The 19,389-nt window shown below is 50.2% G+C and carries 20 protein-coding genes; 2 read left to right on the forward strand and 18 right to left on the reverse strand.

Annotated features, from left to right (window positions below):
- The first annotated feature begins 145 nt into the window (after positions 1-145).
- Positions 146-532 carry a hypothetical protein gene (locus tag MKY98_RS20700; protein WP_231109445.1) on the forward strand — a complete coding sequence of 129 codons (387 nt, stop codon included), beginning with the start codon at positions 146-148 and terminating at the stop codon, positions 530-532.
- Here MKY98_RS20700 and MKY98_RS20705 read toward each other — a convergent pair.
- The 18 genes from MKY98_RS20705 to MKY98_RS20790 all read right to left on the reverse strand — a co-directional run bounded on the left by MKY98_RS20705 (position 529) and on the right by MKY98_RS20790 (position 16,980).
- Positions 529-1,728, reverse strand: coding sequence for a glycosyltransferase (locus tag MKY98_RS20705; RefSeq protein ID WP_069012648.1), 1,200 nt, complete (start codon positions 1,726-1,728; stop codon positions 529-531). The two genes, MKY98_RS20700 and MKY98_RS20705, sit on opposite strands and share 4 nt — an antisense overlap.
- 28 nt (positions 1,729-1,756) lie before the next feature.
- The gene (locus MKY98_RS20710; RefSeq protein ID WP_029518287.1) at positions 1,757-2,473 is read right to left on the reverse strand and encodes a glycosyltransferase; all 717 of its coding nucleotides are present in this window, start codon (positions 2,471-2,473) and stop codon (positions 1,757-1,759) included.
- Positions 2,470-3,468 (reverse strand): NAD-dependent epimerase/dehydratase family protein, encoded by a 999-nt coding sequence (locus MKY98_RS20715; protein WP_029518286.1) that lies wholly within the window; start codon positions 3,466-3,468, stop codon positions 2,470-2,472. Before MKY98_RS20715 ends, MKY98_RS20710 begins: the two co-directional genes overlap by 4 nt.
- Positions 3,429-4,283 (reverse strand): dTDP-4-dehydrorhamnose reductase family protein, encoded by an 855-nt coding sequence (locus MKY98_RS20720; protein ID WP_069012647.1) that lies wholly within the window; start codon positions 4,281-4,283, stop codon positions 3,429-3,431. Before MKY98_RS20720 ends, MKY98_RS20715 begins: the two co-directional genes overlap by 40 nt.
- Positions 4,280-5,266 (reverse strand): polysaccharide biosynthesis protein, encoded by a 987-nt coding sequence (locus MKY98_RS20725; protein ID WP_029518284.1) that lies wholly within the window; start codon positions 5,264-5,266, stop codon positions 4,280-4,282. Before MKY98_RS20725 ends, MKY98_RS20720 begins: the two co-directional genes overlap by 4 nt.
- Complete coding sequence (gene wecB / locus MKY98_RS20730; protein WP_069012646.1) at positions 5,259-6,350, reverse strand: non-hydrolyzing UDP-N-acetylglucosamine 2-epimerase; 1,092 nt, start codon at positions 6,348-6,350, stop codon at positions 5,259-5,261. Before wecB ends, MKY98_RS20725 begins: the two co-directional genes overlap by 8 nt.
- Before the next feature lie 121 nt (positions 6,351-6,471).
- Complete coding sequence (locus tag MKY98_RS20735) at positions 6,472-8,133, reverse strand: glycosyltransferase (protein WP_069012645.1); 1,662 nt, start codon at positions 8,131-8,133, stop codon at positions 6,472-6,474.
- Between the two features lie 60 nt (positions 8,134-8,193).
- Complete coding sequence (locus tag MKY98_RS20740) at positions 8,194-9,327, reverse strand: CgeB family protein (protein WP_029518281.1); 1,134 nt, start codon at positions 9,325-9,327, stop codon at positions 8,194-8,196.
- A gap of 33 nt (positions 9,328-9,360) precedes the next feature.
- Complete coding sequence (locus MKY98_RS20745; RefSeq protein ID WP_029518280.1) at positions 9,361-10,452, reverse strand: CgeB family protein; 1,092 nt, start codon at positions 10,450-10,452, stop codon at positions 9,361-9,363.
- A gap of 182 nt (positions 10,453-10,634) precedes the next feature.
- Complete coding sequence (locus MKY98_RS20750) at positions 10,635-10,994, reverse strand: hypothetical protein (RefSeq protein WP_069012644.1); 360 nt, start codon at positions 10,992-10,994, stop codon at positions 10,635-10,637.
- Positions 10,942-11,292, reverse strand: a complete 351-nt coding sequence (locus MKY98_RS20755; RefSeq protein WP_039272663.1) for a hypothetical protein — start codon at positions 11,290-11,292, stop codon at positions 10,942-10,944. The genes MKY98_RS20750 and MKY98_RS20755 overlap by 53 nt, the downstream gene beginning before the upstream one ends.
- Positions 11,292-11,624 carry a hypothetical protein gene (locus tag MKY98_RS20760; protein WP_029518277.1) on the reverse strand — a complete coding sequence of 111 codons (333 nt, stop codon included), beginning with the start codon at positions 11,622-11,624 and terminating at the stop codon, positions 11,292-11,294. The genes MKY98_RS20755 and MKY98_RS20760 overlap by 1 nt, the downstream gene beginning before the upstream one ends.
- A gap of 29 nt (positions 11,625-11,653) precedes the next feature.
- The gene (locus tag MKY98_RS20765) at positions 11,654-11,941 is read right to left on the reverse strand and encodes a hypothetical protein (RefSeq protein WP_013311765.1); all 288 of its coding nucleotides are present in this window, start codon (positions 11,939-11,941) and stop codon (positions 11,654-11,656) included.
- A gap of 119 nt (positions 11,942-12,060) precedes the next feature.
- On the reverse strand, positions 12,061-13,521 hold the full coding sequence (locus MKY98_RS20770; protein ID WP_069012643.1) for a glycosyltransferase family 2 protein: 1,461 nt from the start codon (positions 13,519-13,521) through the stop codon (positions 12,061-12,063).
- 72 nt (positions 13,522-13,593) lie between these two features.
- The gene (locus tag MKY98_RS20775; protein ID WP_029518275.1) at positions 13,594-14,325 is read right to left on the reverse strand and encodes a sugar phosphate nucleotidyltransferase; all 732 of its coding nucleotides are present in this window, start codon (positions 14,323-14,325) and stop codon (positions 13,594-13,596) included.
- Positions 14,322-15,122 (reverse strand): glycosyltransferase family 2 protein, encoded by an 801-nt coding sequence (locus MKY98_RS20780; protein ID WP_069012642.1) that lies wholly within the window; start codon positions 15,120-15,122, stop codon positions 14,322-14,324. Before MKY98_RS20780 ends, MKY98_RS20775 begins: the two co-directional genes overlap by 4 nt.
- Positions 15,119-16,054 carry a glycosyltransferase family 2 protein gene (locus MKY98_RS20785; RefSeq protein ID WP_069012641.1) on the reverse strand — a complete coding sequence of 312 codons (936 nt, stop codon included), beginning with the start codon at positions 16,052-16,054 and terminating at the stop codon, positions 15,119-15,121. Before MKY98_RS20785 ends, MKY98_RS20780 begins: the two co-directional genes overlap by 4 nt.
- Positions 16,051-16,980 (reverse strand): glycosyltransferase family 2 protein, encoded by a 930-nt coding sequence (locus MKY98_RS20790; protein ID WP_069012640.1) that lies wholly within the window; start codon positions 16,978-16,980, stop codon positions 16,051-16,053. Before MKY98_RS20790 ends, MKY98_RS20785 begins: the two co-directional genes overlap by 4 nt.
- 559 nt (positions 16,981-17,539) lie before the next feature.
- On the opposite strand from MKY98_RS20790, the gene MKY98_RS20795 reads away from it, so the two are divergent.
- On the forward strand, positions 17,540-19,318 hold the full coding sequence (locus tag MKY98_RS20795) for a M4 family metallopeptidase (protein WP_069012639.1): 1,779 nt from the start codon (positions 17,540-17,542) through the stop codon (positions 19,316-19,318).
- Positions 19,319-19,389 lie beyond the last annotated feature (71 nt).

Below are 19,389 nucleotides of genomic sequence, written 5' to 3' on the forward strand. Positions count from 1 at the left end.
ATAAATAGATACGCCTGAAGTATTTCTATCAAAATGTACTTTTTTCAGCACAGCCTAGAGACAACCATACAAGCTTTCTTTTCAATAGATTCATAGTATAAAAGCATCCCTTCAAGGGTTATCCAATATTCTGTTTTTTGAGAGGATGATTCGATTGGCTTTTACAACCGGTTATATGACGAACACTAGAGATTTTGGTACTGCCTGCTCCAATGTTGTTGTGAACTTGGTCAATGAGGACACAGTAAATGCGGCAACCGTGACCATCCAAATTTTTTTCTCGCTGGTACCGGATACCAAGACACCACTGTATGTGACATCGGTTAACTTGCCTGCAAACTCCATTGCCCGCCGTACCTTCTTTATACAAGGGGTTCTTGCCTATGAGGTACAATACAACGTGGCCTCCGCTGCTCCAGCGAATGTCGTGCTCTCCAACTTTGGACTGGATCAGTTTGGTAATGTTGTACAGGAGCACCGTGTTCTCCAGTCCGAGCTGACCACAATCCCTGCACTGTCCCCTGTTATTTAAAAGCCACCCTGTTCCAGTGCCTGATGCAATCTGTGGGTGTAATACACGTAATTCCATTCTGGCGGTACGGACTGAACCCCTCGTCCGCTGCCGATGGTGGAATGGTCATCTGTATAGTAGGAAAAGGCATGTGTATCCTGTAATGGGCGCAACAAATCCGTGAGATACAGTAGATCCGTCACGGCAATATAAGGTTTGACACCGAAGCATACAACAAAGCGAGTCGTGGTTTCACCAATCGCCTGAACCAGTGCTTCCTGGATCGAATAATGCTGCCGTGATGTTACGATTAACCGAGGGTCGAGCATCATCGACAGGAAAGCGCTAGCTTCCTGTTCTGGCGTTAAATCCAGCAGCCGTACCACGCAATTGCTGTAGTGCTGCTCCAGCAGATTATCCAGCAATGATTCAGCTTGAGCCATATCCGTGACAGGCATTAAAATCGTCATTTCAAGTGGGATGCCCCGGCGTGCTCTCGCCTCATACTTGGCGATTTGGAATGCGCGCCGCCAGCGTCGGTGCTCCTTTTGGCTGTGTAGGCCGGCCGATACACTAAATGTGGAATTCACCCGGTAATCCATCAGGATCTCCGGGATGAATTTCATATTGCACGTCTCGGTCAGCCGCAGCCAGTAATCATAATCCTCAACGGGTTGCAGCCGATAGCCGCCAATCTGGAGGGCATATTTGCTTTTGTACATAAATGAAACCCCAACAATGCTGGCGTTCAGCAATTCGTGATGTGGCTGACTTTGGTACCGGATCAACGCCTGTTGATGCTGCTCGTCATACAACGGGTTCCCATATGCGTCAACCTGGCGGAAGGTAGAAAACACAAGACCGAGTGAGTCTGGCCCCTGCTTCAGCTCTTGCCGCAATCGTTCAATAAAGGAAGCATTATAAACATTGTCGCTGGAGACCCAGGTCACATACTTGATCCCAGGATCTTTAAACAACTCATCGAATCCCCGGTTTAGGGCGTGGGATACTCCTTGGTTCTGAGGGAGTGTAACCAACTGAACGCGCGGGTCTCCCATTGCTGCATAGAGCGCTGGCCCCACCATTTCCGGCGCTCCGTCAATAACAATGATGAAGCGAAATCCCCTGTAGCTCTGGGCTAGTACGGATGAGATTGCAGCTTGCAGATAGCCGATATCCTGTTTGTACAGTGGCATAACAATCCCCGTATCTACCATATCAATCCCCCCTGACAGACTTTCGGCTTCATGAGGATAAACCACTCAATACCTGACTGAAGCGATCTCGATAACGTGCTTGGGTGATGTTGTACTCCCGCTCCACAGCGGGCCAATATTTTTTGGTTCCCATTTCATCATGCCAACGGTAGTTAACCAAGGACTCGTTCAGAAAAGGAAATGGATATCCCGCCAGCATCACGCGGTACCACATATCCAGATCATGTGTGTACGGCAGCAATTCATCAAACAAACCGATATGTGCAAACAGCTCCTTTTTAAACATAACCGTGCATCCATTGACCGGATTTCCTTGTTGAAAAAAACGGTAAAACTCCGTCATAGACGGAAACACGGCGGCTGCCTGGTAGCTTGTGACTTGGCTGTATTGATTGATGAAATTGAAGTTGGTATGGGAGATGTACGCACCGTTTTCCACCATAAAAGAAACCTGATTGTTAATTTTATCCCTATGATAGGTATCGTCGGAACTGAGCCACGCAATATAATCGCCACTGGCATGTCGGATACCATGATTCAGAGCGCTGGCTGTTCCACCATTGGATTTACCTAAATAATGTATATAAGGAAGATAGGCCTGAAGCATATCAACATGTTCCGTGGAGCCGTCATCGACGACAATAATCTCGAGTGGGCCATAAGTTTGCTCTAGTGCACTTTGCAAAGCCTGATCCACATATGCACAGTTATAAAAGGGAATGACGATCGTTACTTTCGGTCTCATATCGTTCCTTCCTTTCCGGCTCGGCGGTATTGAATCATATCCTCCAGAGATTGCCTCAGCTGTATGGTCGGCTTCCAGCCCATGTCCTCCAGCTCTTTCGCACGGTATGCCTCGGTAGATGCTGACTCTGCCACATCCCCCCATTGTATGGGAATAGATGTTTTGGCCAGCGCAACCATACGTTCCACGATATTGCCCAGTTCCACAATGCGGCCTGTGCAGACCGAGTACACTCGGCCTGGCACACCCTGTTCCAATAGCACACCGTATGCGCGAACGGCATCACGAACGTCGAGAAAATCACGTTGCGCATGTCGGGAAGATACCCGGAACGGGACAGTTTCAGTTGCGGACTGCCCCTCCCTACGTTCCGTCTGAACGATATACCCCGCGAGTAATGCACAAAATCCGGTAGATGGACCCGGACCGATCAAGTTGCAAGGCTCTGCCAGCATGACGGATTGTTCGAACAGCGCGCCCCACGAGAGCGCGACTGCCTCTTGAAGGCTTTTGCTAAGGCTGTATGGATGTGTTGGATGATACGGAGCCTGCAAAGCCGTCTTTAGCCGAGAACCCGCCACGACAATTCTGGCTTTGGGGAAAGGTCGCAGTACATCGAGCAGATACAGGGTGGACAGTACATTGGATTCCATGTATAGCAGGGGACTCTCCCAAGATTCAGGGACGGAATTTTTACCACCCAGGTGAAGCACATAATCCGGAGCAATCTGTCTAATTACTTCGCCCAGACGTTTCTTGTCGAGCAAGTCACACACATAAGGCGTAATACAGTTGCGAGTCTCCGCCTCTGGGCTGTTATTTTCATCATCGCGAGCCAGTAAGATCAGTTCTGAGACGGAAGCGGCAGTGCGAGTCAGCGCCGCTACCTCCCAGCCGAGCTTTGCAAAATGGCGGCAGGCATGCATCCCGGTATAGCCCGCCGCTCCGGTAATGACTATGACAGGCCGACGTTGTTCCGCTGTGCTTCCGTCCATTCCAGCAGCTCCTTCAGCATGATGCTGTAGTGAGGAACATCGTAGAGCAGATCGGCCCGGGTAGAACGAAGCGTCCGGTCCTGCACCGGCTCATCTTTCGGCACGATCCGAATATCCTCCCTATTCCAGATATCTTTGAACAGCAGCAGCAAATCGTGCTTGCTGATCGGTTCAGGGTGAACCAGATGAATGAGTCCGTCCAGCGGCTCATTCATCTGCACCTGTATCGCCTTTGCTAATTCCAGCGTCGTAACCCCGTTCCAAAAGACCCGGCGATACCCGTTAACGTCTCCGCTCTGCTGCAAGAACCAGTGCAGCAGACCAATGCCACTGGGCCGAATTTCCGGCCCGATAATGGAGGTACGGATAGTCAGATGCCCTGCGGCCTTTACTTCTCCGAGTATTTTCGTCAAAGCATAGGCACTTGTCCCATCGGGTTGATCCGTCTCCTTATATAAACCAGGTACCCGATTTCCCTCGAATACGCAATCCGTGCTGATATGAACCAATCGGGCACCGATACTGTCCGCTGTCCGCCGGAGAAGATGTGGCAGCAACCCATTAATTTGGTATGCTGCAATTTGATCCTCCCCGGCATGCTGATTCAGTACACCTACCGCGTTAATAATAACGTCTGGCCGTACACTCCGTACCAGCTGCTCCACCATAAAGCTGTCCTTTACATCCAGCAGCAGACCACCTTTATTTTCGGGATCACGGGTGGTGTAGAACACGTTATACCCGCTCTGGTTTTGGAAATACTTCACCAGAACATGGCCCGCCATGCCGTTACCACCCAAAATAAGCAGCTTCATTTGATGAACCCCCCGCTTTGGAGAATGCTGCGAATCTCCTCTTTCGACATCAAATTAAACTCCGAACTAAAGCTGCTGAATGACACGGGAGGGCACTGATTATAGCGGTCCTTTAATTGAGGAATATTCAGCGTTGGGAGAATGACCAAATATTGCTCGTCATAGACTACCGTCGTCAGGCTTTCAAAATCGCTCATCAAAATCTCATGAATTTTCTCACCGGGACGCACACCTTTTTCTACAATTTCTACGTTTTCCACACCTGAATCCTCAATGAGCACCTCAGCCAAGTCCAAAATACGGCAGGTTGGCATGGTCATGATAAAAATTTCCCCGCCAACACTTTCCACCGAGGCTTTGAACAGGAGACTGATCGCATCACGCAAGGTTAGGAAGAAGCGCGTCATGTTCATATCTGTGATCGAAACCTTGCCCTTTTGGCGAATCTGGCTTTGGAACAGATGCACCACGCTTCCGTTTGTGCCCAAAACATTACCGCCGCGCACCGTCACGAAACGTGTATCGCTATTCAGCAGATTGGCGTAAACAATCAGTTTTTCTCCTATTGCCTTCGTCATGCCGTAAAAATTGGACGGATTCGCGGCCTTGTCGGTCGATATATAAATGACTTTCTTGACCTGATTAACGACAGCGGCCTCGATTACGTTTTGAGTGCCTACGACATTGGTTTTGAGTGCCTCGTAGGGCTGATCCTCACAGACGGGTACGTGCTTGAGCGCTGCCAAATGAAATACATAGTCCACTCCTTGACAAGCGGTAGTCAGCGCATCCTTATCCCGAATATCTCCAATACAGAAGCTGAGTCGTTCATCCTCAAACTGCCTGTTCATGGCAACCTGACTGGATTCTCCGCGTGAAAAGATAATGACCTCTTTGGGGTTACGCGGCAGTAACTGGGCAACCAGCTCATGCCCCCAGGAGCCGGTACCGCCGGTAACCAAGATACGTTGGTTTTCAAACATGCCGTTTCCCTCCAAGCAGAAATTTAACTACCTTATCCGACACATCTTCCACCAGATAGCCTGCGGGACATTGCCACTTATGGGTCATCCCGGTCATTATGGCTACCGCGTTTGCTATAACCTCGCCATTAAGGCCGGACACGATATTGCTGCCGCAATCTACCGTTTCCGGCCGTTCAGTCGTCCGGCGCATCGTAACCGTCGGCACCCCCATGACACAGCATTCTTCCTGTACGGTACCACTGTCTGTCAAAGCGCAGCGGGCATGCCGCTCCAGCAGAACGAAGTCAAAAAAACCGAACGGTTCGTGAAATTCCACAAGCGGATCAAGCTGGATCGGCGGATGGCTTGCGATCCGGGCGGCAGTCCGGGGATGAATACTGCAAATGACCCGCTGCCCGAACTGCTGGGCTACCCGGTTAAGACCATCTAAAATAGCCAGCAAATGCGGTGGATGGTCGACATTTTCGGCTCTGTGGGCAGTGACCAGGAAATATTCTCCCGGCGACAGTCCCAATTTTTTCAAAATCCCACTACCAGTTACTTCTTTCTCATAGTGCTGCATTACTTCGTAGATCGGATTTCCAGTCAGTATGATTCGTTGGCTTGGGAAGCCTTCGCGTAGTAGGTGCTGCTTGCTTTGCTCCGTATAAGGCATATTAATGGTAGATATCGCATCAATGACACGCCGGTTCTTCTCCTCCGGCACATCCAGATCATAACAGCGGTTCCCCGCCTCCATATGCACGACCGGATAACCCATACGTTCCGCAAGTAAGGCACATAGAGCGCTGTTCGTATCACCGAGCAATAGCACATGATCGGGGCGTTCCTTGTTTAAAATATCCTCCATCTGCGAGTACATGGCGGACAACTGTTTGCCCAGTGTCCCCGCTTTCTCCTGAAGTACATAATCCGGGGCACGCAGTCCCAGTTCGCGAAAGAACTGCCCGCTCAGGCTTTCGGTGTAATTTTGGCCCGTATGCACAAGCACATGTTCATCTGCATGGCGGTCTAGCTTCGGAATGATCAGGCTGAGCCGTATAATCTCCGGTCTTGTGCCGAGCACGGTCAATATTTTCATGGTTTTGGAACCCACCTTTGCTGTCGTTGTTTCATTGAATTGTCGCGTTCAATGAAGGATAGCCATCCAGCAGACTGGCTGTGCTCCAGCTTAACGTTCATCTCAAAGGTCCGGCGTAGGTTCACCCGGACCGTTGTTTTGTATGCTGTCCAGCCTTGAGTGTGACTCGCTTCGGTTTGTGCGCGTTGTGTCGCCGTGACCGGTGCTTGATTTTCCGCTTGAGCTTCTGTCTGGACTTGGTTTTCGGATAAAGTCCCTTCGACAACGGGAACCCGTGAATTTTCTTAAGGCGACTCTTGCCGCCGCTTCTCTTATACCTGCGATTCCGAAGTCTGGTACGCTTGCGGCCCTTTGGCCATCTCGCCCGAATACTACGCTTGCCGCGGGGCAATTCGGGTGGTGACTCAGGTAAAGGGGGTGCTGGTTGTGGCAAGCCCTGAATGGCTGCATATTCGATTGGCGGCAGACCCAGCACAGGCAGCTGACACACCACCGATTCAGGAAATTCTCGAATCGTGCTGGTATAACCCTCCGGTATAGCGGTGACCTGACGCAGCCCTTCGCCTTCCCTCGTCCATACAGGTCCACCCGGCTGCTGAATCAACGGGAACCAATGCGGATGATGACATACCCATTGACTGACCATGAGGTGCATACTGCTTCGGTAGGAATCAGGTCCGTATACACGTGTAGCTGCACTGTTGTTACGGACACCAATCCGTTCCACTTCCTCGGGATGATCGAGCAGATAGCCCACTTTTTGCGCCAGCATGTCGCTGTTGCCCGGCTCTACCAAAAAATCTGTATTTCCGGTAGCCTCCATCAATTCCACAAGTCCACCCTGCGCAAAGGCTACTACGGGCTTACCGTAAACTAGCCCTTCCAGGGCGGTCAGACCAAAGCCTTCTTCCACCATACTTGGGATCACAACAATATCCATTGCGCTATAGGCCGTTGACACGGATTCCTCGAATGAATTGAACTGGAAGCGGTGGCTATAACGAGATTGGCGGATTAAAGAGACACATTTTACGTAATATTCCGAGTCCACCGAGCTGCCGATGATCCAGAAACGACACCGCGAATTGGTTTCGCACAGCTTTAGAGCCATTTGGACAAAAGGTAACAGCCCTTTGGCTTCGTAGATAAAGGAAGAAATATAACCAATGCAAATATGAAAATCCCGCAGCCCCAGTTTTTCACGTTTCCTTTTCCGTTCCAGCACATGCTCTCTGGGAGACGGCATATCCATATCCCGGCAGGGAGACAACACCGTATGCGGACGTGTCAGTCCCCCACCATGCAAAGGACGCATTACAGCTTGAGAAATGCCGATGACCCATTGGCTATAGCGCTCAATGATAGAAACAGAAACTGGCGTATGCGCATTCTGGTTAATGACTTCGGTAATTTTCCAGATCACCGGAATATTAAGCTCATGGGCAGCCATTGCAGGCATGACGTTCACACAGGTATTGACCAGCACCACATCAGGTCGAGCATGCCGAAGCATCTGGAACAACGGTGCATACGCCACATGGGTCCGCAAATTCTCCGCATCCTGCGCCAATCCCTCATATGGGGTATACATGCCATGCAGCATGAACAGATTCTGTGTCAGAACGGTGATTCCGCGCTTGCGGGCCATTGAGGTCAGCCGCCCTTCACCAGGCGTTACGAGAATACAATCGAAGTACGTACGCATATCTAGACAAAATTGCAATAGCAGCTTCTCTGCCCCCGTAATACTGCGGACGTTGCTAACATGGCTGAATAACATCATTTTCGGCTTGATCGGAGTTCACCTCCTTTAAAATAGCAACCACCGGACGTGTGAATCACCTTATGGAAATATGACCGACAACAGTTGGTCAATCCGGTGACCATACGTGTGCTCCCGCAGGGTTCGTTCCAGAGCACGCAGAGCAATCTCACGACGCTCCTTTTCATGCGTCAAATAAAACTCAACCTTCTCCAGCAGTTCCTGCTGAGAGCTGTAGGTCTCTATCTCTTCCCCTGGCTTATAAAAACGAGCCAGATCATCTCTTGTATCTGTCAGTTGCAACGTGCCACTGGCAGAAATTTCAAACGTACGCGGATTGGGCGAAGCCCCCGGAATTTTCAGTGAGTTGTTGTTCACCGAATCATCCTGATGGGAACGATGAAGATTAATTACGATTTTGCTGCCGTTGTACGAATCATTGGTCTCGCCCGGAGACATCCAGCGACCCAGCTCAATTTTGTCGCCATACGACTGATAATCTGGGAGACGATCCCACCAGATTCCGTTGATTTTAATGTTACGAGCCATGAGCTGCGGCATAATCGGATTAAAGAAATAGATGCGGTTCCAGTAGGCTGAGCCTGTAAACCCAATCTCACGTCGTACCGAAGCGGGCGAGCTGAGGGGGAAATAGTGAGTCAGAAATGCTCCAAAGGGCAAATAGTGCACAGACGTGCAACCCAACTGACGGTACAGCTCCATGCAGTTCATTTCTAACGTGAACACATAATCATAATTCGTAACGATTTTGGTCGTCGTGTCGGTGTAATATGGATCGTCCGTTAGCCAGATGGCGGTGGGGATGCCCAACTGGCGTACCGCAGTAACCTGCTCCAACGGAAGATCCATTCCATCCAGTGCCAGCATCAGATTCGGACGGAGCTGAGCGGCAATATCTCCTACCGGCTGACGTGGGTCTGTTACGGTAACCTGAGCCGTCATGCTCTGCAATGTGGTAATGACCGCCTCATCCAGCGGAGAATACGGAAGGCCTTTGCCTGAGACGACATACAGTACATGGATCTGTCGAAAAGGGAAAACTGCTTTCATCCGCGCAACAATTGCGTTAGCACGGCCGCGCAGATATCCTTCGTCGTATCCGTCATGCAATCCCGCAGTTCTCCCCTTTTCCCAGGAGGCTGCCGCCGTCTGGTGAACAGCCGGGTCATACGGTCCTGTCGTAGATATCGTCATCACTTTCACTCCTCACTGTTTATGGTGTTTACTTTAGGCCATCGCCTTGTCCAGCAGTTCTTCCATGCGATTGGAGTACATATGCTTTTGCATAGTCGTGTACAATGCGCGCCAGGCCATGCGTTCGCGTTCCCAATCATGCTTGAGATAGTAGTCCAGCTTCACTTTCAATTCATCTGCTCCAGAGAAAGTTTCAATGTCATAGCCTGGTCGGTAATAACGGCTCAAATCCTTCCGAACATCCGTCATTTGAAGCGTGCCACAAGCAGAAATTTCATATGTCCGAGGATTGATGGACTCCGCTGAAAGCTGGTGTGTATTCCGATTATCCAGTCCGGGGTCTGTCGGGCGGTGCATATTGATGACAATTTTGGAGCCGTTATAATATTGAGCGGTCTCTTCCGGCTCCATAAAGCCCGGACGGATAAAGCGTTCCAGCACATCCCGCCGGGTCAGCCGATCCCAGTGCCCACCTACGATCAGCACTCTTTTGTCCGCCAAGAAGGGAGCTAGGTGGTCGAATAGCTTCACACGGTTCCAGAAGGCATTTCCAATGAAACAAATATCATGCTGATGCTCCCGCTCTACCCGCCGAGGATAAAAGATACGAGCTGACGCAGCCAGCGGCAAATAGTGAACCCTCGTTACTCCCTGATCGCGATAAAACGGCAGGCAAGAAATTTCGTGCGTAAATACGACATCGTAGGATTGACAGATCAACGCCGTATCCTCCGTAAAGTAAGGATCATCTACAAACCATATGGCCGTCCGAATGCCTAGGGCTCGTATTTGCTGTACCTGCTCCAGATGATCCGCCGGAAAAACATGCAGCCCGTTCATGACCAGCACGAGGTCTGGACGTTGAGCCTCGGCGTCAGCTAGCATCGTAGCAGGCGTACCGATGGCGCATGAGCTGCATATTTGGCCTAATGCTTCTTGCACACCTGTGTCTATAGCTGCGAAACCTTGCGGAATATACAACACTTTCAAATGACGAACAGCAGGCTGTATGGCCACGACCTGTGACAGAGCAGCCGTGCAACCGCCCATTCTGCGTCCTTCCCGATAGCCGCATCGGTACGCTTCGCGTTCATTTCCGCTTTGTTGATCGTTCACATCCTTCACCCTGTCCTGTTGTAGGATAAACTTCTGTCACTCCTAAACTATATGCGGAGGGGTCAAACGCATCATGGACGACTGCCACTGCCCGGACAAAATTGGCGTTTGCCCGTCCAACTGCCGAACCGCAAATAACCCCGAAGCTGTGTAGCTTCGGGGGGTTAGCTGTCATGGATGTTCTGCATAGTTTACTGAGCCTGGTAAGCGACCTGGTGTCCATCTTCATAACCTTTGGCAAAGCCTGAATTGAAACCCTCGTTGTAAGCTGCATCATACCCCTGCTGAAATGCCTGCGGATCATGCTCCAATGCAACAGTCCCGGGCTGTGGATTCTCCGCAGAAGGGACTGCCACCGGGTTAGCTTGAGGTTTTTTTCGCCGCCGCAAAAGAGGATGTCTTCTACGTGCAGAATGATGTCCTCTTTTACGGCGTCTTAGAGCAAGCAGACGTCTTCTTCTCCGTTTTAATCTGCGAATGCTGGAACGCCGGGCATCTTTACGTCTTTTGCGGGCTTTTTCCCGAGTGGCGCGTTCCCACCTTGTGCTCATTTTCATTCCTCCTTTGCTTTCTCGTGGTGGTTTCATTTTTCTGAACAGGCACATGGAGCCACGGTTTCGTCGGTTTTCCATATACCTGTCGTCTTAATGGAATACCCGCCAACATTTGCGTGATTTCGCCCTGGTAGTTGCTGAGTATACGAATGGTTTCTTCCAGACGGGTAGCCGACATATCCGCATGGGGCGTCAAGTCCGCAAGACTGGTCAGCATCCGGGCAACGGCGTGCTGGCTGGCAGCAATAGACTCCATTATATCCAGCTTGATCTCACGTTCACGCCTCATGCTCATTAGTTCATATCCCCCGAGCCCATGCCTCCCATCATCCCTTCCATGCCGCCACCCTGCTGCTCATCCTGATCCAGCAATGCTTTGAGATTGCTGCAAAGACCAGTCTGAAGCCGCGTTAATCCCTCCAGCATTTCCACCATTTGCTCGTGAATCTCCAAAGGTCGCCCCAGCTGTTCTTCATCGGTGTCAAAGGCGTGGGGCGCCAGATGGTTCAGCGCCCAATTACGCACTTTTTCTGCTTCGACCGCCTTGGCCTCCAGGATCATAGACACATTCCGCTGCATTTTGGAGGCTGCGTCCAGCATGTGAATCATTGCTTGTTCCCTACTCATGTGTTCACTCCCTGCCCTCGGTTGTTACGTTACTCCTCTTCCGGGTATGCCGTTTCCTTCACGACACGAACGAGCATTTCAGCCATTGCTTCCTGAAGATCGGCAATGCCGTTCAGATAGGCCACAATGCTTTTGTTTACTTGTCCCGAGCTGTCGAGAATGCCCGGAATTCCGTCAAAACGCGGCTCCTCATCTGGCAGTTCATGTATGATCTGCGCCATGCGCACAACCACCTGCCGTTCCGCATCCAACAACCTTGACATCTGCTGCTGCGAGTGCGAAATGTGGATCAGCAAATCATCTAACTCGTTATGCATAAGCCCCTCCTTTATGTGCTCCGCCGTGCGGAACGCACGAATTACCTACGGGCTTTCCGCTACTACAGCGTATGCCGCAGCGAGTAGTCGGTTCCGCCTAAAAGCGCCTATTCAGATCATTACAGATGCCCGTGCAGCACCGGTGGAGCAATAATAGGCTGCTTCTCCGGCAATGCCGACAATTCTTCAGAGGACAAAAATTGAATTGGATAGTCCTCAGCCCGCCAACTCATCACAGCGTAGAGGGTAAGGAATGGTCTTTTCCAACCGTTGCCGATTTGGTACAGTTGCCCACCTTCAGCATACAGTAACTCGATCCATCGCCTACGTTGGGCCGGGATATGAAGTGTGGGAAGCATGGACATGTTCCCCAGCTCAGGAGCCGCCAGCACAGGCAAGGGTTCCTCTGGCGACTCAGCTACAGGTGCATCAGTGCTGCCGGAAACTGTGACCTCCGGCTTCCCTACCAAGGGAAGTGCCAACAAGTCCAGCTGAGACAATCTGACAGGGCGCACGTTTTCACCTCCCGCAGCACTGACTCCATGCAAATACCGCCTTCTTCCCGATTCTAACCGAAATACTACACCGGACGGTCCCTGAACAACCGCTCCGATGGGGTAAAAGCTTGCCGCTGATACGTGTGTTTCCTTACCTGTTGAGATCTGGTCGTCCGTCTCCGCTGTACTGAATTTCAGGTTGTGGAACAGCTTATCCGCGTCCCCCCACTTTTGTACAAAAAAGGATCGGTTCCGGCTGCTTTCCTCCATTGAACCGCTTGTTTCGGTCGTTAGAGGAAAACCATACACCGTATCCCGATCTCTTTCTTCATAATGGATAAAAGCATCTCCGGCAATTGCCATACGTATCCCCAACAAACGCACACGCAGTAGCCAATCTGCATGGGCCTCCTCAATACTGTGGCAGCCTTCGTCCCAGTAGCCCGTTTTTTTCAGTGTCTCTCTGCGCAGCAATAAACAAAATCCAGCCAAGCTTTCGGTCTCTCGCCATGCATCCGGTTTGGGAACATTGAAGGTCATGGCAAATTGACGTGCTCCATTTTCGTTCATATCAGGAACCTCGATCTGCTGTTCTTTGAATGGACCATTCGTTACAGGCCCAACAACACCCATACGCGGATCGCTGTGTAAACACCCTAACAACCGATCCAACCAGCCGGGGGTCACCATGGAGTTTTGATCCAGTACCACAATAGTTGTTCCTTTTGCCATCATCAGCCCCTGATTCAGGCTACCTATCATTTGCACATCCTTTTTTAACAGCGCATAACGCACAGCGATGCTTTTACGGAGCAAATAGGTGGATGTCCCGTCCGTCGAGCCGCAGTCCACTACAATAATTTCGTGAGGATGGCTCGTATTCTCCTCAATACGGTGAATGCATGCACGGAGCTGTTGAAGCTGATTGCAGGACGGAATGATAATACTGACGCCTTCAAAAACCTTGCCGAACGAAGCCTGACCCAACCTGTTACCTTGCTCCTGGCCCCTTTTATATCCTGACCAGTAGCCTTTCTTTCCGAGCCGCTTGCTGTGTTTCCTTTGCATATTCAGGCGTTTCATGCCGTTCACTCCTCCGGGTGGCATTATGCCTATACTATATGCCTGGCCCGGTAGGATGGTGTTTCATTGAGATCAAGGTAGAAGTCCTTTCATTTTCAATCCAGCTTCCTGAAGGGAATCGAAGGTTCCTGCGTCGCTCCAATAACGCCGTAAAATATCATATTCCAGCTTGCCTTCAGCGGCATAACAGTTGTTAACATCCGTGATCTCAAGCTCACCACGTGCCGAAGGTGTAATTTGCCGGATCTTATCGAACACGGCAGTATCGTACATATAGATACCCGTAACGCAGTATTTGGATTGGGGATGCTGTGGCTTTTCTTCAATCCGCGTAATGCTCTCCGGACGCTCAGGATCAAACACGGGTACCCCGTAACGACGAGCATCTGCCACCTTTTTCAACAACACTCTGGCGCTCCCCGGGGGCTGTTGCTTGAATCGTTCGATCACAGGTCCCAAGTCTTCCTTGAACAAATTATCACCTAACAAAACAGTGAATTTCTCTTCTGCCTGCATATAGCTTCTTGCCAGTTCGAGTGCTTCTGCAATGCCGCCCGCCTTTTCTTGAATCCGGTAGGTCAGTTGGACACCATAATCACTGCCACTGCCCAAAAAATCGGTATACAGCCCGGCCGATTGTTTACCAATAATAATAAGCATATCGGTGATTCCAGCCTGTCGCAGCCTCTCGATACCATATACGATCATGGGATACTTGCCGACCGGAAGCAGATGCTTGTTGAGTAATGTAGTCAACGGATGAAGGCGCGATCCGGTTCCTCCTGCGAGAATAACCCCTTTCATATCTTCCTTCCTCCTTCGACAGCATGTTCAGTGCATACAACCCCAGCGTTTCCAGTTTCGATGAACATTCTGGGATCTATGCTCCATTTCTCTATAAATAAACGATAGTTCCGCTCGATCAGCTCTTCGATCCAGGAAGTTTCCGAGCGTGAGAAGCTCGCATTCCCCTCGTGATAGACAAAACAGTCGTTGCACATGAGCAGCTTGTAGCCATGCACACGTGCGCGCAGACAATAATCGTCATCCTCATAATGTCCGGGACTGAACCGTTCATCCAGCAATCCGATCCGTTCCATCAGATCACGCCGGAATAACAAACAAAATCCGACCAACCGCTTAACCTCCTGCCACCTGGAGGGATTACTTACATTATTCTGCTCCGCATATCTCAGACAGCTGGCCAAATCTCCTTCCAAGCCGTGTATCTGCTGAATACCGCTGACGCAATTCGTCACCGGTCCCACCAATCCCACGATGCTTTCGCTCTGCAATGCGGCCAACATATTCGATAGCCATCCCCGCGTAACCGTCACATCATTGTTTAAAATAACGAACTGATCACCCGAAGCCAGCCGGAGCCCCATATTACATGCTGCTGGAAAGCCCCTGTTTTCAGGAAGACGTATGCTGATCAGCCGCTCGGATGCGCAAAAATCATCCGTTCCGTCATTCGAAGCGTTGTCCACAACAATGATTTCATACGGTACATCTATCGTATGTGTCCGAATCGCCTCAATACACGGCTTTAACAGATGCAGGCCGTTATAAGTCGGAATAATGATGCTCGTCAGACTCATTGTGCATTCCTCCCTTTGGCAACGTCTACCCGTGTTGGAACAGGCCCGAGCGGGGAATACCCGGCTACCTGAAACACAGCCGTCAGTGCCTCTGCATGATCACCGACGATCAACTGTTCCATAGCGTTCCCTTTGCCAACATTGAAGGTCCGCTTACGGTTTGTTTTAATGACATCGACAGCATGTACTGCCGCCACGATCATGCCATACAGAATTGCCATGGCGTGGGCTTTTGGCGGTACGGCAAGCACGGCTGAGCCAAGCTGATCCAGTAAACGCCGAGATAATGCATGCGGTACGGCGGTCAATGAGCTTGCTCCCAGATCCGGCCTGCGCAGTACGCGATTCAGGAATGCTTTGCACCGTGTCACGCTGTCTTGCTGGGCATAGGGGGGCAAATGTCTGCCCAGATCATTAAGCGCGACATCCGTTCCCTGATCCACCGCGTGGAGAAAAGGCAGCAAATCAGATCCCGAAATCGGCAAATCTCCGTCCACGAACAGCACAATATCAGCCTGCGTCATACGCGCGCCTACTGCACGGCCAACATCATGCCCCAGTCGATCGGGCACGTTGACGAGAGTCACATTAGGATGATGTTTGGCTACGGTGGAGCGCGTGCCGTCCGTGCAGCCGTTCAATACGACAATGATATCCGTAAGCGGAAGTTTTTCCAGCTCGCTCAGCACCCGGTCAATCGTTGACTCTTCATTACAGGCGCTGACCACGGCCGCTGCGGTTCCCTGTAATACAATATCTCCCGGAACTTCGCGTTCCACAGGCGGAGTCACTTTGGTCATTCCTGTTGCCCGAGGTGTGGGCTTTCTCACCCTACGGCTATGCATTGAAGTCGTCGTTCCTCGTTTTCGCTGAACACGTCTGACCCCCCAGCTCGGTTCTTCACGCTTCCCTCTGCGATACGGTCTACTCACAGTTTCACCTCGTCTCTGATCCGTTTGCGCTCCAAATCCGTAAAGCCCGCACGCGTTCCCAGATGCGATGTAAGCCAGGCAATGGCATCCAGATGATCCTGAACAATTACACCTGCCAGCGGGTCCTTGCCGTTCTGTTTTTTACGTGTCGCATTTATTTTACCGACAGCTATTCCATATACAGTCACCACTCGTAACCCGGAAGCGATGGACATAGCTTGAAATAAAGGAGGTTTCTCCAAGGGCTTTGGACCTATTTTGTTTAGAGCCTTTTGACTAATGGCGTGTGGAATGCCAGTCATAGATGCCCCCCCTAAATCAGCACGATTCGACAAGATATTCAATACATGCTTTGCCTCCACTACAGGATGTACGGGCGTATGATTCACAGGTCCATGGTAATCATTCAGCACCACATCCGCTCCTGCACATATGGCGTGTATAAACGGCCGGAGTCTAACGCAGGGAATGACGATATCCCCATCCAGGAAAAGCAGGATCTGTCCGGATGCCGCCTCCGCTCCAACACGACGGCCAACATCATGTCCGAGCGGTTCCGGGAAAGAAAGTACACGAGCTCCCGCCGCTGCTGCCACCTTCGCCGTTCTATCGTGTGATCCGTTCTCAACGACGATAACCTCTGTATGTGGATGGACACGGCGCGCCTCGCGAATCACAGCTCCGATTGTTTTTTGCTCATTCATGGCCGGAATAATGACAGATACGAAAAACTTTCCCACTGATGACGGTCCAGATGGTCGCTCTTCGCCGATCTGTGCCCCTCTCTCCGTGTCGAGTACCTCCCTCATGGCAGGGGTCTTATGCATGTTCGGCATTCGTAACGGCAGCCACATCTTAGAATGATAGTATGCGCCGGAATGCCGCCTCCGTTTGATCTTGTATCCAGCTCTTCCCTGCTTCTTCATGCTCCCGTCTCACCTCCCTTCCTGCTGTATAGATGGACAGCATGATTAGGACAGTTCAACATAACCTATGCGGTCCAAAAGCCGTGTGTAACGGCAAGCGTGGAGTCTTTTCGACATAGCAATTTTCGACTTTATTTTACATAACTTATTAATCCTATTAAATAAGTGAGTTATTAGGGTCTAAAGATTCATTTTGGATAAATTTGTGACATAGATCTTCTCGTCTGTCATTCTCTGTGCTAATATCAGAGCCAGATGATGGGAGTTCAAAAAATCAACATTAGTTTTTTTTGCATAAGTCATTCTTTTCCATTATCCACCATTATTCTATTTTCTTTATATACGACAGGAAAGGAGGAGTTTGTCACCTTTTTAGGCCACATGCTTCATACTGCAGTACCCTCTTTTCACGTACGCTTCATGAAAAACACTTCGGTATTTCTCTTCATGTTCCATTTTCTTCTATTCCAGACGACAACACGACCTACATAAATGGCGCAATGCCTTATTCAAGACAGGATGATTCATCCTGACATTAATCGAGGAGAGTGAATTTTTAATGAAAAAAGTATGGGTTTCGCTTCTTGGAGGAGCTATGTTGTTAGGGTCTGTCGCGTCTGGTGCATCAGCGGAGAGTTCCGTTTCGGGGCCGACTCAGCTTACACCGACCTTTCACGCCGAGCAATGGAAAGCCCCTTCCTCGGTATCGGGTGACGACATTGTATGGAGCTATTTGAATCGGCAAAAGAAATCGTTATTGGGTGCGGACGACTCTAGTGTACGTGAACAATTCCGAATCGTTGATCGCACAAGCGACAAGTCCGGTGTGAGCCATTATCGGCTGAAACAGTATGTAAACGGGATTCCCGTATATGGAGCTGAACAGACTATTCATGTGGGCAAATCTGGTGAGGTCACCTCTTACTTAGGAGCGGTGGTTACTGAGGATCAGCAAGCTGAAGCTACGCAAGGTACAACTCCAAAAATCAGCGCTTCTGAAGCGGTTTACACTGCATATAAAGAAGCATCTGCACGGATTGAAGCCCTCCCTACCTCCGACGATACGATTTCTAAAGATGCTGAGGAACAAAGCAGTGTAAGCAAAGACACTTACGCCGAAGCAGCTAACAACGAAAAAACGCTATCCATTGATAAAGACGAGCTGAGTCTTGATAAAGCGTCTGCCTTGAAAGATAGCAAAATTGAAGCGGTGGAGACAGAAAAAAGTTCCATTGCCAAAATCGCTAATCTGCAGCCAGAAGTAGATCCTAAAGCCGATCTGTACTTCTATCCTAAAGGGGATGACCTGCAGCTGGTTTATGTAACAGAAGTCAATGTTTTAGAACCTGCCCCACTGCGTACTCGCTACATTATTGATGCCAATGATGGCAGCATCGTATTCCAGTATGACATCATTAATGAAGCGACAGGCACAGGTAAAGGTGTGCTTGGTGATAGCAAATCATTCAACACGACGGCTTCCGGTAGTAGCTACCAGTTAAAAGATACAACACGCGGTAATGGTATCGTGACTTACACGGCCTCCAACCGCCAAAGCATCCCAGGTACCCTTCTGACCGATGCCGATAATGTATGGAATGATCCAGCCGGCGTGGATGCCCATGCATATGCTGCCAAAACATATGATTACTATAAGTCTAAATTTGGACGCAACAGCATTGACGGACGCGGGCTGCAACTCCGTTCGACAGTCCATTACGGTAGCCGCTACAACAACGCCTTCTGGAATGGCTCCCAAATGACTTATGGAGACGGGGATGGTAGCACATTTATCGCCTTCAGCGGGGACCCCGATGTAGTGGGACATGAACTTACGCACGGTGTCACAGAGTATACTTCGAATTTGGAATATTACGGAGAGTCCGGTGCATTAAATGAAGCTTTCTCGGACGTTATCGGCAATGACATTCAGCGTAAAAACTGGCTTGTAGGCGATGATATTTATACGCCAAACATTGCAGGCGATGCTCTTCGCTCTATGTCAAATCCTACGCTGTATGATCAACCAGATCACTATTCCGACTTGTATAAAGGCAGCTCCGATAACGGTGGCGTTCATACGAACAGCGGCATTATTAATAAAGCCTACTATTTATTGGCACAAGGTGGTACTTTCCATGGGGTAGCTGTAAATGGAATTGGCCGCGATGCAGCGGTCCAAATTTACTATAGTGCCTTTACGAACTACCTGACTTCTTCTTCTGACTTCTCCAACGCACGCGCTGCTGTGATCCAAGCGGCAAAAGATCTGTACGGTGCGAACTCGGCACAAGCAACTGCAGCTGCCAAATCTTTTGATGCTGTAGGTGTAAACTAAATCATATACGCTATAATCCTCATATTCTCGTCCATAGACCGTTGCCGTTGTGCAACTGTCATGTGGCCCTA

This window comes from Paenibacillus sp. FSL M8-0228 (assembly GCF_038007385.1).
Classification (GTDB): domain Bacteria; phylum Bacillota; class Bacilli; order Paenibacillales; family Paenibacillaceae; genus Paenibacillus; species Paenibacillus polymyxa_D.

Excerpts from the sequence above, each read along its gene's own strand:
- MKY98_RS20735 (WP_069012645.1), bottom strand. The coding sequence starts at position 8,133 with ATGATGTTATTCAGCCATGTTAGCAACGTCCGCAGTATTACGGGGGCA.
- MKY98_RS20795 (WP_069012639.1), top strand. The coding sequence starts at position 17,540 with ATGAAAAAAGTATGGGTTTCGCTTCTTGGAGGAGCTATGTTGTTAGGG.
- MKY98_RS20770 (WP_069012643.1), bottom strand. The coding sequence starts at position 13,521 with ATGAAACGCCTGAATATGCAAAGGAAACACAGCAAGCGGCTCGGAAAG.
- MKY98_RS20790 (WP_069012640.1), bottom strand. The coding sequence starts at position 16,980 with ATGAAGAAGCAGGGAAGAGCTGGATACAAGATCAAACGGAGGCGGCAT.
- MKY98_RS20755 (WP_039272663.1), bottom strand. The coding sequence starts at position 11,292 with ATGAGCATGAGGCGTGAACGTGAGATCAAGCTGGATATAATGGAGTCT.
- MKY98_RS20715 (WP_029518286.1), bottom strand. The coding sequence starts at position 3,468 with ATGGACGGAAGCACAGCGGAACAACGTCGGCCTGTCATAGTCATTACC.
- MKY98_RS20740 (WP_029518281.1), bottom strand. The coding sequence starts at position 9,327 with ATGACGATATCTACGACAGGACCGTATGACCCGGCTGTTCACCAGACG.
- wecB (WP_069012646.1), bottom strand. The coding sequence starts at position 6,350 with ATGAAAATATTGACCGTGCTCGGCACAAGACCGGAGATTATACGGCTC.
- MKY98_RS20750 (WP_069012644.1), bottom strand. The coding sequence starts at position 10,994 with ATGAGCACAAGGTGGGAACGCGCCACTCGGGAAAAAGCCCGCAAAAGA.
- MKY98_RS20710 (WP_029518287.1), bottom strand. The coding sequence starts at position 2,473 with ATGAGACCGAAAGTAACGATCGTCATTCCCTTTTATAACTGTGCATAT.
- MKY98_RS20705 (WP_069012648.1), bottom strand. The coding sequence starts at position 1,728 with ATGGTAGATACGGGGATTGTTATGCCACTGTACAAACAGGATATCGGC.
- MKY98_RS20725 (WP_029518284.1), bottom strand. The coding sequence starts at position 5,266 with ATGTTTGAAAACCAACGTATCTTGGTTACCGGCGGTACCGGCTCCTGG.
- MKY98_RS20760 (WP_029518277.1), bottom strand. The coding sequence starts at position 11,624 with ATGAGTAGGGAACAAGCAATGATTCACATGCTGGACGCAGCCTCCAAA.
- MKY98_RS20765 (WP_013311765.1), bottom strand. The coding sequence starts at position 11,941 with ATGCATAACGAGTTAGATGATTTGCTGATCCACATTTCGCACTCGCAG.
- MKY98_RS20720 (WP_069012647.1), bottom strand. The coding sequence starts at position 4,283 with ATGAAGCTGCTTATTTTGGGTGGTAACGGCATGGCGGGCCATGTTCTG.
- MKY98_RS20700 (WP_231109445.1), top strand. The coding sequence starts at position 146 with ATGATTCGATTGGCTTTTACAACCGGTTATATGACGAACACTAGAGAT.
- MKY98_RS20775 (WP_029518275.1), bottom strand. The coding sequence starts at position 14,325 with ATGAAAGGGGTTATTCTCGCAGGAGGAACCGGATCGCGCCTTCATCCG.
- MKY98_RS20780 (WP_069012642.1), bottom strand. The coding sequence starts at position 15,122 with ATGAGTCTGACGAGCATCATTATTCCGACTTATAACGGCCTGCATCTG.